The 16,155-nt window shown below is 66.8% G+C and carries 8 protein-coding genes and 2 pseudogenes; 8 read left to right on the top strand and 2 right to left on the bottom strand.

The window, feature by feature from the left end:
- Positions 1–52: 52 nt before the first annotated feature.
- From NI18_RS05550 to NI18_RS05520, 7 genes and pseudogenes are all read left to right on the top strand, one after another.
- A complete protein-coding gene (locus NI18_RS05550; protein WP_037528653.1) occupies positions 53–2,515 on the top strand; it encodes a TonB-dependent receptor in 2,463 nt (820 codons plus the stop codon).
- 478 nt (positions 2,516–2,993) lie between these two features.
- Positions 2,994–4,243: pseudogene (locus tag NI18_RS05545) on the top strand (lipoprotein-releasing ABC transporter permease subunit).
- On the top strand, positions 4,236–4,949 hold the full coding sequence (locus NI18_RS05540; protein ID WP_052149002.1) for an ABC transporter ATP-binding protein: 714 nt from the start codon (positions 4,236–4,238) through the stop codon (positions 4,947–4,949). The pseudogene NI18_RS05545 and the gene NI18_RS05540 overlap by 8 nt, the downstream one beginning before the upstream one ends.
- The gene (locus tag NI18_RS05535; protein ID WP_037528651.1) at positions 4,946–5,542 is read left to right on the top strand and encodes a GNAT family protein; all 597 of its coding nucleotides are present in this window, start codon (positions 4,946–4,948) and stop codon (positions 5,540–5,542) included. Before NI18_RS05540 ends, NI18_RS05535 begins: the two co-directional genes overlap by 4 nt.
- Positions 5,539–6,016, top strand: a pseudogene (locus tag NI18_RS05530) (glutathione peroxidase). The gene NI18_RS05535 and the pseudogene NI18_RS05530 overlap by 4 nt, the downstream one beginning before the upstream one ends.
- Before the next feature lie 310 nt (positions 6,017–6,326).
- Positions 6,327–9,815 (top strand): DNA polymerase III subunit alpha, encoded by a 3,489-nt coding sequence (gene dnaE, locus NI18_RS05525; protein WP_037528649.1) that lies wholly within the window; start codon positions 6,327–6,329, stop codon positions 9,813–9,815.
- An 18-nt stretch (positions 9,816–9,833) separates the two neighbouring features.
- Positions 9,834–11,426: a long-chain fatty acid--CoA ligase gene (locus NI18_RS05520; protein ID WP_037528647.1), complete on the top strand. Its 1,593-nt coding sequence runs from the start codon at positions 9,834–9,836 to the stop codon at positions 11,424–11,426.
- 9 nt (positions 11,427–11,435) lie between these two features.
- Here NI18_RS05520 and NI18_RS05515 read toward each other — a convergent pair whose 3' ends face one another.
- Positions 11,436–13,214 carry a cation:proton antiporter gene (locus NI18_RS05515; RefSeq protein WP_037528646.1) on the bottom strand — a complete coding sequence of 593 codons (1,779 nt, stop codon included), beginning with the start codon at positions 13,212–13,214 and terminating at the stop codon, positions 11,436–11,438.
- Between the two features lie 646 nt (positions 13,215–13,860).
- A complete protein-coding gene (locus NI18_RS05510; RefSeq protein WP_031394019.1) occupies positions 13,861–15,081 on the bottom strand; it encodes an NADP-dependent isocitrate dehydrogenase in 1,221 nt (406 codons plus the stop codon).
- A 195-nt stretch (positions 15,082–15,276) separates the two neighbouring features.
- Between NI18_RS05510 and NI18_RS05505 the strand changes: the two genes are divergently transcribed.
- Positions 15,277–16,005, top strand: coding sequence for a phosphatidylserine decarboxylase (locus NI18_RS05505; RefSeq protein WP_031440639.1), 729 nt, complete (start codon positions 15,277–15,279; stop codon positions 16,003–16,005).
- The last annotated feature ends 150 nt before the right edge of the window (positions 16,006–16,155 follow it).

The raw sequence follows: 16,155 nt of genomic DNA, 5'->3' as shown, positions 1-16,155 counted from the left end.
AACTCCCACCAAATCAATGGACTTTTAGCGCCAAGGTTCAAGGGAGACGATCATGGCCCATATTTTCGCGATGCTGGTCGCCGCACAGGCGGCCGCATCACCGCTGCCGGCACCCGCCGATCAGGCCGCACCCGCGCCGCAGGACGCACAGCGCGACACAGGCCGGCTGGGCGCGGCACAGCAGGGCGGGGGAGACATCGTCGTCACCGCGCGCCGCCGCGCCGAGACGATCCAGAGCGTGCCGATCGCGATGTCGGTGATCGGCGGCCAGGCGATCGCCGACACCGGCGCATACAACGTCAACCGCATCACGCAGCTTCAGCCGACGCTGCAATTCTACTCGACCAACCCGCGCAACTCCGCCGCCAACATCCGCGGGCTCGGCGCGCCGTTTGGGCTCACCAATGACGGCATCGAACAGGGCGTCGGCATCTATGTCGACCAGGTCTATTACAGCCGCATTGCGTCGGCGACGTTCGACTTCACCGACACCGAACGGATCGAGATCCTGCGCGGGCCGCAGGGCACGCTCTACGGCAAGAACACCACCGCGGGCGCGATCAACATCTACACGCGCAAGCCCAGCTTCACCCCCGAGGCACGGATCGAGCTCACCACCGGCAATCTCCGCTTCGTCCAGGCCAAGGCGTCGGTGTCGGGCCCGCTCGTCGACGACCGGCTCGCGATCCGCCTGTCCTCGTCGATCACCCGGCGCGACGGCACGATCCGCAATCTCCGCACCGGCAAGGACGTCAACGCGCAGGACAATCAGAGCTTGCGCGGCCAGCTGTTTTGGCACGCGACCGGCAATCTCGATCTCACGCTGTCGGGCGACTATAATCACCAGAACCCCGATTGTTGCGCGCAGATCTTCGCACGCGTCGGCACCACGCAGCGGCCCGTGTCGCGGCAATATGACGCGCTCGCCGCCGCACTCAAATACACCCCGCCGTCGCGCGACGCGTTCGACCGCGTGACCGATCTCGACACCCCGCTGCGCGCACGGCAGGAGCTGGGCGGCGCCGCGCTGCTCGCCGAATGGGATCTCGGACCAGTGTCGCTGACCTCGGTCTCGGCATGGCGCATCTGGGACTGGAAGCCGTCGAACGACCGCGACTTCATCGGCCTGCCGATCACCTCGGTCTCGGCCAACCCATCGCAGCAGGAACAGGTCAGTCAGGAGGTCCGCCTCTCGTCGAACGGCCGCAACACCGTCGATTACGTCGCCGGGCTGTTCTACTTCCACCAGACGATCGACACGCAGGGGCTCCAGGTCCAGGGCGCCGCCGCCAGCCGCTACCTGCTCAACCCGACCAGCGCGAACGCATCCAACCCCGCGGTGCTCGACGGCCTGACCGCGACCAACACGATCGGCTTCAAGAACACGTCCGCGGCCGGGTTCGGCAAGGTGACGTGGCACATTGCCGACAAGCTCTCCTTCGCCCCGGGCGTCCGCGTCAATTACGACAGGAAGACCGGCTCCTATGTGTCTGTCGTAACGACGGGGGCAGGGGCGGTGCTCAACTGCTCGACGACCGCGCAGGCAGCCAGCTCGGTCACCCGCGACCGGTGCAGCACGCTCGCGCCCCAGGTCTACACCCCCGCCTTCGACGACTGGAACGTGTCGGGCGACGCGACGCTCGCCTATGACGTCGCCCAGGACATCCACGCCTATGCGACCTATGCGCGCAGCTACAAATCGGGCGGCATCAACCTGTCGGGGCTCCCGCTCGACGGCGCGAACAACCCGATCCTCGCCTCCGCGACGGTCAAGCCCGAGACGGTCAACCATTACGAACTCGGCCTCAAGACCCAGTTTCTCGACCGCCGCGTGACGCTCAACATCGCGGGCTTCTGGACCGAGATCAACGATTACCAGGCGACCGTCACCAACGGGCAGCTGGGCGTGCTGCGCGGCTATCTGGCGAATGCGGGCAAGGTGCGGACGCGCGGGTTCGAATTCGACTCGGCGTTCCGCCCGACGTCGCGCTTCAACCTCTACGTCAACGGCGCCTATACCGACGCCAAATATGTCCGCTTCGTCGATGCGCCATGCCCGCCCGAGCTGTCGGGCGGCACCACCGCGACCGCGAGCCAGACGCCGAGCCCGGCAGGAACCCCGGGCGGGATCAGCCCCGCAAACTGCGACATTTCGGGCCAGCGCCTGCCGGGCATCTCCAAATGGGCCTTCTCCTACGGCGCGGAATACGACCTGCCCGCACGGATCGGCGGTCTCGATGGCCAGGTGTATCTGGGCTATGACGGCAGCTACCGCTCGACCTTCTCGTCCAACCCGTCCGCCTCGGCCTATACCGACATCAAGGGCTATGCGCTCGGCAATGTCCGGCTGGGGTTCCGCGGCGAGGACCGGCTGAACGTCTTCGCCTGGATCCGCAACGTCTTCGCGAAGGATTATTACGAATTGCTCGCGCTGCAATCGGGCAGCACGGGGCTGGTCGTCGGCCAGCCGGGCGATCCGCGCACGTACGGCGTCACGATCTCGCGCTCGTTCTGATACGGTTCACAAACGCTGCTCTACTCTATCTGCTATAAAGAGAGATCCGGGCGAAGGGTGAGAATTGGAAGCTCCCACTCTTCGTCCGGTGCCTGTTGCACTTCGGGGGTTCCAGGAACGGCGAATAGTGTATTCGTTGTAAGGAAAATGGCCCGGACAAGCAAACGCCCGGACCGTTTCCGATCCGGGCGCCTGCGTGACGATCGCTCGTCAGCCCCCATTTTGTCGCTTCCGCTCTGCACCTTCGGTGCGGCGTCAAAGCATTCCCCGAACCACGGCCGTTGCCTGTGTCTCAGCGAGGTTTTTGCTAAGTAATTGCGTGGTGTTTGTCACCCTGTTTGCGGGGCGCGCCACACGATTGGCAGGGCCCTGTGTCGAATCCGCAACAGACCAATCCAGACGCGGCCATGGTTGCCTCGCGCGGGGCCGCGTCCTAGAGCCGATGGACATCTCTTCTAACGATCGAACCCCCGCACCCATGATCCTGTCACGCTATGAACGGATGATCGCCCGGCGCTATCTGCTGCCGGGCAAGGGCGAGGCGTTCATCTTCCTCGTCGCCTCGATCAGCCTGGTCGCCGTCATGCTCGGCGTCGCCGCGCTCGTCATCGTGATGAGCGTGATGAACGGCTTCCGTGCCGAGCTGTTCGACAAGATCGTCGGGCTCAACGGCCATGCGGTGGTCCAGCCGCTCGGCGGCCGGATGCCCGACTGGCGCGAGATCGTCGCACAGCGCGCGCCACTCCCGGCGTCACCAGCGCGGTGCCGCTGATCGAACAGCCGCTCGCCGCCACCTATAACGGCCGCGCGGAGGCGGTGCTGGTCCGCGGCATGCGCGTCGACGACATCCGCCGCAACTCGACGATCCAGGACAAGGTTCTGATGGGGTCGCTCCAGTCGATCACGCAAGGGTCCGGCCGGATCGCGATCGGCTCGCGGCTCGCCGAGTCGCTCGGCGCGCAGGTCGGCTCGGACATCTCGCTGTTCAGCCCGCAGGGCCAGACTACGCCGTTCGGCACCGTGCCGCGCATCGTCAGCTACAAGGTCGGCGCGATCTTCGAGATCGGCGTCTACGACTATGACAAAGCGTATATCATCATGCCGATCGAGGATGCGCAGACGCTCCTCCTGATGGGTGACGCCGCGGGCATGGTCGAGCTGAAGACCGTCGATGCGGACAAGGTCGGCGAGATCCTGCGGCCGCTCGCCGAGAAGATCGGCGGCCGCGCGGTCATCCAGGACTGGCGGACGATGAACGCGCAGCTGTTCGAGGCCTTGGCGGTCGAGCGCGTCGCGATGTTCACCGTGCTGTCGATCATCATCCTCGTCGCGGTGTTCAACATCCTGTCCTCGCTGATCATGCTGGTCCGCGCCAAGACTCGCGACATCGCGATCCTGCGGACGATGGGCGCGACGCGCGGCGGGCTGATGCGGATCTTCATCGTCGTCGGCACGACGATCGGCGCGCTCGGCACGCTCGCCGGGCTCGGGCTCGGCTTCGTCTTCCTGTTCTACCGGCAGGGCGTGGTGAACTTCGTCCAGCTCGTGACGGGGCAGAATCTCTGGGATCCCTCGATCCGCTATCTGACCGAACTCCCGTCGAAGACCGATCCGGTCGAGATCATCGTGATCGCGCTGATGGCGCTGATCTTCAGCTTCCTCGCCACGCTCTATCCGGCCTGGAAGGCGGCGAGTACTGACCCCGTGCAGGTGCTGCGTTATGAATAATGGCCTTCCGATCGAGCGGCGCAGCGCGCAGGCGTACGACTATGTCCTGCAGACCAGCGGTCTGACCAAAAGCTTCACGCAGGGCGGCGCGACGATCGACGTGCTGCGCGGCATCGACCTCGCAATCGCACCGGGCGAGATCGTCGCGCTGCTCGGCCCCTCGGGCTCGGGCAAGTCGACCCTGCTCCAGGCGGTCGGCCTGCTCGAAGGTGGCTTCCAGGGATCGATCAAGATCGCCGGTACCGAGGCGTCGAAGCTCAACGCGCATGACCGCACGGTGGTACGCCGCGACAGCCTCGGCTTCGTCTATCAGTTCCATCACCTCCTCCCCGATTTCAACGCGACCGAGAATGTCGTCCTGCCACAGCTCGTCCACGGCGCGACGCGCGCACAGGCGGATGCGCGTGCGGCCGAACTCCTGACCCAGCTCGGGCTCGGCCACCGCCTCACGCACCGCCCCAGTCAGCTCTCAGGGGGCGAGCAGCAGCGTGTCGCGGTAGCCCGCGCGCTCGCCAACAAGCCCGCGCTGGTGCTGGCGGACGAGCCGACCGGCAATCTCGACGAGCATACCGCCGACATCGTCTTTGCCGAATTCGTCCGGCTGGTCCGCGAACAGGGCACCGCGGCGCTGGTCGCGACCCACAACGAGCGGCTCGCTGCGCGGATGGACCGCGTGTTCCGGCTGCACGAGGGCCGGCTGGCTTGAGCTGGGACGCGACACCGACGCTCGTCGGGCGTCACGTCACGCTCCGCCCGCTGGTCGCGGCGGACAAGGACGCGCTCGTGGCCGCCGCGTCTGCGGATGATCTCTGGGACCTGTTCTACGCCAATGTCGCGCTGATGAAGGCGCCCGACCGCTGGCTCGCGGCGGCGTTCGAGCAGCAGGACTTTGGCCGCGCGCGGGTCTTCGCGGTGGTCGTCGACGGCATCGTCCGCGGCAGCACCCGCTTCATGCGGATGAGCGCGGCCAACAAGCGGCTCGAGATCGGCGGCACCTTCTACGCCACCGCGGTCCAGCGCACTGGCGTCAATACCGAGGCCAAGCGGATGCTGCTCGCCCACGCCTTCGACACGCTCGGCTGCGAATGCGTCCAGATCCGCACCGACAGCCTCAACAAGCGCTCACAGGCCGCGATCGAGCGGCTCGGCGCGAAACGCGACGGCGTGTTGCGCGGGCACCAGGTGATGGCGGACGGCCGCTTGCGCGACACCATCGTCTACAGCATCCTTCGCCACGAATGGCCGGGTGTCCGTCAGAACCTGACCTATCTGCTCGCCCGACACGAGGACCGCGCATGACCATCACCGACTTCACCGTGAAGGCCGCCAACGGCACCCCCGCGTCGCTCGCGGCCTATGCCGGCAAGGTGCTGCTGATCGTCAACACCGCCTCCAAATGCGGCTTCACCCCGCAATATGAGGGGCTCGAGGCGCTCCACCGCGACTATGCCGATCGCGGGTTCGAGGTTCTGGCCTTCCCCTGCAACCAGTTCGGCGCACAGGAACCCGGCGACGCGGCAGAGATCGCGAACTTCTGCACGCTCACCTACGACGTGACCTTCCCCGTCTTTGCGAAAGTCGACGTCAACGGCGGCGAGGCGGACCCGCTGTTCGACCGCCTGAAATCGGACGCCCCCCGGCGTGCTCGGCTCGAAGGCGATCAAATGGAACTTCACCAAGTTCCTGATCGACCGCGCGGGCAAGGTCGTCGACCGCTACGCCCCCACCACCAAACCCGCCGACCTCCGCACCGACATCGAAAACCTGCTCTAGCGCGCCCTTACTACCACCCCGGCGAAGGCCGGGGCCCAGTTGGAAAGGCCACAGTAACGCAGCGCAGACCTCAGTTGGCAACGTCCCCCACCCGGGCCCCGGCCTCCGCCGGGGTGGTCATTGTAGGCAGCACCCTCACCACAAGACTGTTCCCCCGCGAAGGCGGGGGCCCAGACTGGGCTCCCGCCTTCGCGGGAGAACAGCCTCGAACCAAAAGCCCACACACATAGACTCAACTCATCGCGTCCCACCCCGCACCCCCCCGCCATCGCGTCTGGTCGAATCACGCCGCAACGCCTACCTCTCACCCATGCATTCCGGTTACGTCCCGCTCCGCGTCTTTTCCTGCTACACCATGCTCGACGGCGCGATCGATCCCAAGGCGATCGCCAAGCAGGCGCGCGCGCTCGGCTTCCCCGCCGCCGCGCTGACCGACCGCAACGGCCTCTACGCCGCGATGGCCTATTCGGACGCCGCCAAGAAGGACGGCGTCCAGCCCGTCATCGGCGTGATGCTCGGGCTCAGCCGCCCCGACATGCCCGACGGCATCGCCACCCCGTTCGACTGGATCGCGCTCTACGCACAGAACGCGAAGGGCTATGACAATCTCTGCGCGCTCGTCTCGATGGCGCATCTCGACCGCCCGATCGAGATGCCCGCGCATGTCGATTTCGCCGCGCTCGAGCGCCATGCCGACGGGCTGATCGCACTGACCGCGGGCGGCGAGGGCGGTCTCGCCCGGCTGTTCGCGGAGGGCCAGCCCGACCGCGCCCGCGCCTATCTAGACCGCCTCCAGGGCCTGTTCGGCGACCGCCTCTACATCGAACTGTCACGCCGCGGCGACGCGACCGAGATCGCCGCCGAGGACGCGCTGATCGACATCGCCTACGACCGCAACCTGCCGCTGGTCGCGACAAACCCGTGCTGCTTTACCGAAAGCGCGTTCGGCGACGCGCACGACGCCATGCTCTGCATCGCGCATTCGACCTATGTCGAGACCGAGGACCGCATCCGCAGCTGCCCCGAAGCGTGGATGAAGCCCGCGCCGGTGATGCACGAGATGTTCGCCGACCTGCCCGAGGCGATCGCCAACACTTTGGTCGTAGCCCAGCGCTGCGCGGTCATGGCGCCCTACCGCAAGCCGATCCTTCCCAGCCTCGCCGGCGATATCGAGGGCGAGGCGAAACTGCTCCGCGACGACGCCGAGGCCGGGCTCGAAAAGCGTCTGGCACGCATCACCGAGCTGCACGGAGAGGCCGAGGACGGCTGGCGCGACGTCTATCGCGCGCGGCTCGCCTTCGAGGTCGACGTGATCGTCCAGATGGGCTTTCCCGGCTATTTCCTGATCGTCGCCGACTTCATCAAATGGGCGAAGGATCACGACATTCCGGTCGGTCCGGGCCGTGGCTCGGGCGCAGGCTCGGTCGTCGCCTGGGCGCTGACGATCACCGATCTCGATCCGATCAAGCTCGGCCTGCTGTTCGAGCGCTTCCTGAACCCGGAACGCGTGTCGATGCCCGATTTCGACATCGACTTCTGCGAAACCCGCCGCGGCGAGGTGATCCGCTACGTCCAGGAGAAATACGGCCGCGATCAGGTCGCGCAGATCATCACCTTCGGTAAGCTGAAGGCACGCGCGGTGCTGAAGGACACCGGCCGCGTGCTGCAGATGAGCTATGGCCAGATCGACCGGCTGGCGAAGCTCGTCCCCAACCACCCGACCGATCCCTGGACGCTCGAGCGCGCGCTGAACGGCGTCGGCGAACTCGCCAAGGAATATGCCAACGACAATGGCGTGCGAAAGCTGCTCGATCTGGCGATGAAGCTGGAGGGGCTGCCGCGCCACTCGTCGACGCATGCCGCCGGCGTGGTGATCGGCGACCGCCCGCTCGCGCAGCTCGTCCCCCTCTATCGCGATCCGCGTTCGGACATGCCCGTCACGCAGTTCGACATGAAATATGTCGAGGGCGCAGGCCTCGTGAAGTTCGACTTTCTCGGGCTGAAGACGCTCTCGGTGCTCCAGAAGGGCGTGCAATTGCTCGCCAAGCGCGGGATCAAGGTCGATCTCGACGCGCTCGAATGGGATGACGCGGGCGTCTACGCGCTGCTCCAGAAGGGCGACACGGTCGGCGTGTTCCAGCTCGAATCGGAGGGGATGCGCCGCACGCTGTCCGCGGTCCGCCCGTCCAACTTCGGCGACATCATCGCGCTCGTCTCGCTCTACCGACCGGGCCCGATGGACAATATCCCGTCGTTCGGCCGCCGCAAGAACGGCACCGAGACGATCGAATATCCGCACCCCGCGCTCGAATCGATCCTGTCGGAGACCTACGGGATCTTCGTCTACCAGGAACAGGTCATGCAGGCCGCGCAGATCCTCGCGGGCTTCTCGCTCGGCGGCGCCGATCTGCTGCGCCGCGCGATGGGCAAGAAGATCAAGGCCGAGATGGACGCGCAGCGCGCGATCTTCGTCGAGGGCTGCGCGAAGGTGAACAATATCCCGAAGGCGAAGGCCAACGAACTGTTCGACCTGATCGACAAGTTCGCAGGCTACGGCTTCAACAAGAGCCACGCCGCCGCCTATGCGCTGCTCGCCTACCAGACCGCGTGGCTGAAGGCGCATCACCCGCACGAATTCTTCGCCGCCTCGATGTGCTACGACCTGCACCAGACCGACAAGCTCGCGATCTTCACCGACGACATGCGTCGCCTCGGCATCGCCACGCTGCCGCCCTGCATCAATGCGAGCCAGGCCGAGTTCGACGTCGAGGTGAAGGACGGCGAACCCGCGGTCCGCTACGCTCTCGGCGCGCTCAAGTCGGTCGGCGAAGGCGCGATGGAGAAGCTCATCGTCGAGCGCGTCCAGAACGGCCCCTTCGCCGGGCTCGACGATCTTGCCAAGCGCGTCGACCCGCGACTGCTCAACAAGCGCCAGCTCGAGACGCTCGCTGCCGCGGGCGCGTTCGACGGGTTCGAGCCCAATCGCGCCGGGATCCACGCCACCGCCGAGACGATCCTCGCGATCGCCGCGCGCACCCACGCCGCCAAGACCAGCGGGCAGGGTGGTCTGTTCGGCGATGCGGAACCCGCGGGCGACGCGATCAAGCTGCCGCCCTCGGTCCGCTGGACGCTCAGCCAGCGCATGGATCAGGAGAAGGAGGCGTTCGGCTTCTACTTCTCCGCACACCCCGTCGACCGCCACCGCCACATCGCCAACAGCCACGGCGCGCGCGCCTATACCGCCTTGTCGGAGCTCAACATCCCCGACGACGGCAGCCGCGCGGGCGCGACGATGGCGGTGCTCGTCGAGGATGCGCGCTACCGCACCTCGGCGCGCGGCAAGCGCTTCATGATGGCGCAATGCTCGGACGCCAGCGGCCAGTTCATGGCGACCTGTTTCGACGATCAGGTCTCGAAGGATCTTGAGGACGCCGCCAAGGCGGGCGGTTGCGGGCTCATCACCGTCGAGCTCGACCGCAAGCCCGGCGAGGACACGCCGCGCGTCAGCATCAAGCGGATCCAGCCGTTCGAGGGGCTCGCCAACATCGCGCGCTTCCAGGTCGTCGTGACGATCTCGGACATGGCCGCCTTCGCCGGGCTCGCGTCCTTGCTCGCCGATCACCGTGGCGCCCGCGGCGAGGTGCGGGTCCGCGCGATGCTCCCCGACGGCGAGGTCAGCATCCTGCTCGGCCGCGATTTCCTGCTCGACGGCGAGCTTGCAGAGCACATCGAGTCGTTGCACGGTGTGACAAAGGTGGAGCTCAAGACCTCGGAAACGCGGCTGGCTCTCGTCGGATAACAGCTTGGGAGAGCGACGATGCTGGGTGGAATGCAGGACTTCGAGCTTCGCGTCCCCCGGCTGATCGACCATGCCGCGCGCGAACATGGCCGCCGCGAGATCGTCAGCTACTGGGCCGACGGCCGCGAGACCCGCACCGACTGGTCCGGCATCGCACGTGACGCGAAGAAGCTTGCCCAAGCGCTTGAAAAGCTTGGCGTCCGTCCCGGCGACCGGGTCGCGACGCTCGCGATGAACCACGCGCACCACCTGATCGCCTGGTATGGCACGATCGGGATGGGCGGGGTGATCCACACGATCAACCCGCGGCTGTTCGACGAACAGCTCGTCTATATCGCCAACCACGCCGAAGACCGGGTGATGCTCTACGACAAGGCCTTCCAGCCCATCGTCGACCGGCTGCGCGGCCAATGGTCCAGCATCCGCCACTATGTCTGTTTCGACGATCTCGGCCCCGACGGCTTTCGCGCGCTGCTCGACGAGCAGGATGGCGACTATGCCTGGGTCGAGGGGCCGGAGCGCGATCCGTGCATGCTCTGCTATACCAGCGGCACCACCGGCAATCCCAAGGGCGTGCTCTACACGCACCGCTCGACGCTGATCCACGCGATGGCGGAGGTCGCGCCCTGGGTGTTCGATCTGTCCCCCAGCGCGGTCGTGCTGCCCGTCGTGCCGATGTTCCACGCCGCCGCCTGGGGGCTGCCCTTCGCCTGCGCGCTGTCGGGGGCGAAGGTGGTCTATTCGGCGATCAACGATCCCGGCGTCCTGTGCCGGCTCATGAACCAGGAGCATGTCACGCATTCGGCGGGCGTGCCGACCGTCTGGCTCGCGCTGTTCGGGCATATCGACGCGACCGGCGAGGCGCCCGAGCATCTGAAGCTGGTGACGATCGGCGGCGCCGCGGCCCCGCGCGCGATGATCGACCGGATCATGACCATGGGCGCGTCCGTCAAGCATCTCTGGGGCATGACCGAGACCTCGCCGATCGGCACCGCGGGCTTCGCGCCGCCGCACTGGGACATGATGACGCATGACGAGAAGCTCGATCTCGTCACCAAACAGGGCAGCGTCCCCTTCGGCATCGAACTGCGCATCATCGACGATCAGGGGCAGGTGCTGCCGCGCGACGGCTCGATCGCCGGCTCGCTCCAGGTCCGCGGCCCCTGGGTGGTGCAGCGCTATTTCGGCGCGGACAGCGATGCGGTCGATGCGGAGGGCTGGTTCGACACCGGCGACGTGGCGATGCTCCACACCGACGGCACGATGCAGATCACCGACCGGTCGAAGGACGTCATCAAGTCGGGCGGCGAATGGATCAGCTCGGTCGATCTCGAAAACGCCGCGATCGGCTGCCCCGGCGTCGCGGAGGCCGCCGCGATCGGCATCCACCACCCCAAATGGGACGAGCGCCCGCTGCTGATCGTCGTCCGCAAACCCGGCAGCACCGTCACCGACACCGCGATCCGCGATCACCTGGCGCAGCACGTCGCCAAATGGTGGCTCCCCGACGCGATCGTCTTCGTCGACGAACTGCCCCACACCGCGACGGGCAAACTCCTGAAAACCGCACTGCGCGAACGCTTCAAGGACTTCACGCTGACGCCCGCCTGACACCCCGCGCTAGACCTTCCGCGGCGTCCGCTTCGCCTTGCGGACCCGCGGCTCGACCAGCATGTCCGCCGCCGCCTTGATCTCCTGCCGCAGTTCGTCGCGCTTCTCGTGGATCGACGCGATCACCGGCCCCATCGCGACGCCCAGGTCGACCAGCACCGCCTCCGCCAGCTGCAGCGAGCTCTCCAGCGTCTCCGGCACCGCATCGGTCACGCCTGCGCGGTACAGCTCGGCGGCATGCGCGGTATCGCGGGCGCGCGCGACGATCGGCAAATTGGGCGCCAGCAACCGCACCCGCCGCGCCAGCCGCACCGTCAGCACCGGGTCGTCCATCGTCAGGATCAGCGCCTTGGCGGTATCCAGCTTCAGCCGGTCGACCAGCTCGAGCCGCGCGACGTCGCCGAACAGCACCGGATGCCCCTGCGCCCGCGCGGCCTCGACCGAATCGATATCCGCCTCGACCGCGACATAGCGCTGGCCGTGGACCGCGAGCATGTCCGCGACCATCCGCCCGACCCGGCCGAAGCCGATCACCACCGTCCCCGGACCCTCCTCGTCGATCTCGACATCGCCCGCATCCGCGGTCGACCGGCTTTCCAGCTGACGCGACACGGTGCGGCCGAGCTTGGCGAGCAGCGGCGTGATCGTCAGCCCGATCGCGGTCACCGTCTGCCAGAAGCTCGCGGTCGACGGCAGGATCAGCTGCGCCTGTGCCGCGGTCGCCAGCACGATCAGCGTCGTCTCGGACGGGCTGCCCATCAGCAGCCCCGTCTCCGCCGCCACCCCGCGCCGCGAATTGGCGACGCGCAGGAACAGGAACGTCACGACCGCCTTGGTCGCCACCACCCCCGTCACCGCGAGCAGCAGCGACGGCCAGTTCTGCGCGATCAGCCGCAGGTCGAGGCTCATCCCCACCGTGATCAGGAACACGCCCAGCGCCAGCCCCTTGAACGGCGCGGTGATCACCTCGACCTCGCTGTGATATTCGGTTTCCGCGATCAGCAGCCCGGCGAGCAGCGCGCCGACGATCGGCGACAGCCCCGCCGCGGTCGTCGCCACGCTCGCCACGATCACCACCAGCAGCGACGCCGCAAGGAACAGCTCGGGGCTCTTGGTCCGCGCCGCCTGCCCGAACAGCCGCGGCAGGATCAGCCGCCCGCCGACATACATCGCCACCACCGTGGCCGCGCCGCGGAGCGCGACGCCTGCCAGGTTGCTCCACCCGTCCGCGGTCGCGGTCGGGGCGAGCGCGCCCAGCACGAAGATCAGCGGCACCAGCGCCAGATCCTCGAACAGCAGCATCGCGAACGCCCCGCGCCCGACCGCGCCGGTCGTCCCGACCAGCGGCAGCACCAGCGCGGTCGACGACAGCGCCAGCGCAAAGCCCAGCCCGATCGCGCCCGCCCAGCCTTGCCCGATGAAATGCAGCGCGACCGCGATGATCATCGCCGACCCGATCAGCTCGGCAGCCCCGGTTCCGAACACCAGCCGCTTCATCGACCAGAGCCGTCGGAACGACAGCTCGAGCCCGATCGAGAACAGCAGCAGGATAATCCCGAACTCGGCGAACGGCTCGATCGCCTCGGGGTTGGAAATCGTCAGGTAATAGAGCCACGGCACCGCCCCGGTGAGCGAACCCAGCCCCGCCGGCCCGACCAGCAGCCCGACCAGGATGAACCCGATCACCGGACTGACCCTGAACCGCGCAAACGCCGGAATCACGAGCCCCGCCGCACCGAGAATGACGAGTGTGTCGCTGAAACCCTGATTGTCGAGCCGTAATGCCATCCCCCCGACCTTAGGCGACGCCTCCCCGATTCGTCAGGGAATAATACCGCCCCACCGCCGCGCGGTTCGCCCTTCTGAGAGCGGCAGGCGCGGGGGGGCGAGCCGGGCTGGGCTGAGGCGGGCCGACCCAAGCCAAGCCGGGCCGAGCAATGCCGGGCATGGAACACCGACACCCACCCCCAACCCGTCATCCTGACGAAAGTCAGGACCCAGAGCCAAGCAGCGCACCGCCCGTAACACTGGATCCTGACTTCCGTCAGGATGACGGCGGTGGCGGGCGCAGGGCGGGGCGCGGCGCAAAGCAGGCAGCTATTGACCAGCGCAAACCGAAGCTGCGCAAAGCCGAGCCCCGCTACTCGGCAACCACCCACGCCTCATCCCCCAACCCGTCATCCTGACGAAAGTCAGGATCCAGAGCCAAGCAGCGCACCGCCTGTAACCCTGGGTCCTGACGTTCGTCAGGATGACGGCGGAGAGGGCTAGGACCGGAAAGCTAAATCAGGGGAGTCGGAGAGCCGGGCGGGCCCTCGACGCCGGGCCGGCCGAGCCTCGCAGAGCCGCGAGCGCGCGGCGTCACGGAAGGCGGCCACCACCCAACCCGCCACCCAAAAAAAAGGCCCCTCCCGTTTCCGGGAGGGGCCGTCCGTCACGCCCAGTTGGCCATTTCGGCTTCGAGGTTCGAGCGGACCTGCTCGAAGAACTGCTCGGTCGTCATCCAGGGCTGGTCCGGCCCGATCAGGATCGCGAGATCCTTGGTCATGTGGCCGTTCTCGACCGTCTGGACGCAGACGCGTTCGAGCGTCTCGGCGAACTTCGTCACGTCGGGCGTGTCGTCGAACTTGCCGCGATACTTGAGACCACCGGTCCAGGCGAAGATCGACGCGATCGGGTTGGTCGAGGTCGCCTTGCCCTGCTCGTGCATGCGGAAGTGACGCGTGACCGTGCCGTGCGCGGCCTCGGCCTCGACGGTCTTGCCGTCCGGAGTCAGCAGGATCGAGGTCATCAGGCCCAGCGAGCCGAAGCCCTGTGCGACCTGGTCCGACTGGACGTCGCCGTCATAGTTCTTGCACGCCCACACGAACTCGCCGTTCCACTTCAGCGCCGATGCGACCATGTCGTCGATCAGGCGATGCTCGTAGACGATGCCCGCTTCCTTGAACTTGTCCTTGAATTCGCTCTCGAAAACCTCGGCGAAGAGGTCCTTGAAGCGGCCGTCATAGGCCTTCAGGATCGTGTTCTTGGTCGACAGGTACACCGGCCATTTCAGGTTCAGGCCGTAATGCATCGACGCACGCGCGAAATCCCGGATCGAGTCGTCGAGATTGTACATCGCCATCGCGACGCCCGCCGACGGGAACTGGAACACTTCGCGGTCGATCGTCGCGCCGTCATCGCCTTCGAACACCAGGCGCAGCTTGCCGGGGCCGGGGACGAGGAAATCGGTCGCGCGATACTGGTCGCCGAACGCATGGCGGCCGACGACGATCGGGTGGGTCCAGCCCGGGATCAGGCGGGGGACGTTCTTGATCACGATCGGCTCGCGGAAGATCGTCCCGCCCAGGATGTTGCGGATCGTGCCGTTCGGCGACTTCCACATCTTCTTCAGGCCGAATTCGGTCACGCGCTGCTCGTCGGGCGTGATCGTCGCGCACTTGACCGCGACGCCGTGCTTCTGCGTGGCGAGCGCGCTGTCGATCGTCACCTGGTCGTCGGTCGCGTCGCGATGCTCGACGCCGAGATCGTAATAATCGAGCTGGATGTCGAGATACGGCTTGATCAGGCGCTCGCGGATCCATTCCCAGATGATCCGGGTCATCTCGTCGCCGTCGATCTCCACGATCGGATTCTTAACCTTGATCTTCGCCATATATCGTCCTCGGGGGAGGGGGTTGGGGGAGCGTCTAGGGGAGCCGGCCCCGCCGATCAACCGTCGGGCGCGCCCCGATCGACTGCCGAATGTCGCGCGAAGCAACCTCGAGCAACCTCGCGCAACCCCCGGTCCTGTCGCGAAAAGGCTGTTCATCGTTGTATCGCGCGTCCGGCACGGATAGACCCGCACGCTATGGCATCGCTCGACAAGCCGCCCGTCACGACCTCCACGGTCAAATGGCGATTTCCCGCAGTCCATCCGGAAGGCTATAAATACGTCGCCATCGCGACCGGCATCACATTGCTGCTGACGATGCTCAGCCATGTGCTGTTCTGGCCGATGGTCGGCGTCGTGATCTGGGTCGCGACCTTTTTCCGTGACCCCGTTCGCACCACGCCGCAGGGCGAGGGGCTGATCGTCGCCCCCGCCGACGGGCTGATCACGATGATCCAGCGCGTCCCCATCCCGCGCGAACTCGCCGGCGAGAATGGTCTCGGCGATGCACCGCTGGTGCGCGTGTCGATCTTCATGTCGGTGTTCGACGTGCACATCAACCGCACGCCGATCGCGGGCACGATCCGCCAGGTCGTCTATATCTCGGGCAAGTTCCTCAACGCCGATCTCGACAAGGCGTCCGAGGAAAATGAGCGCCAGCATTTCGTGGTCGAGGATCGCAACGGCATGCGGATCGGCTTCACCCAGATCGCCGGGCTCGTCGCGCGTCGCATCCTGGGCTTCGTCAAGGCGGGCGACATGGTCGCGGTCGGCCAGCGGATCGGGCTCATCCGATTCGGCAGCCGCGTCGACGTCTATCTCCCCGATCATGTCGTCCCCCAGGTCTGTCTCGGCCAGCGCAGCATCGCCGGCGAGACCGTGCTCGGCCGTGTCGGCGGCGTGCCCGTCGGCGGCATTGCCCAGTGATCGATGGTCCTGCGATCGATGGTCCTTCGAATGATCGACCAGAGCATGATGGTCCTTTGAATGATGGTCCGGTGAACGATCGGGACGGGACGTCTTACGGATCCGTCAGCCGCGCGGACGAGTCGCAGGCGGCGGGACGTGCGATGCGGG

The sequence above is a fragment of the Sphingomonas sp. Ant20 genome (assembly GCF_000783375.1).
GTDB classification, from domain to species: Bacteria; Pseudomonadota; Alphaproteobacteria; order Sphingomonadales; family Sphingomonadaceae; genus Sphingomonas; species Sphingomonas aerolata.
The sequence above is the reverse complement of the archived record's forward strand: the minus strand, read 5'-3'. Positions and strand labels throughout refer to the sequence as shown.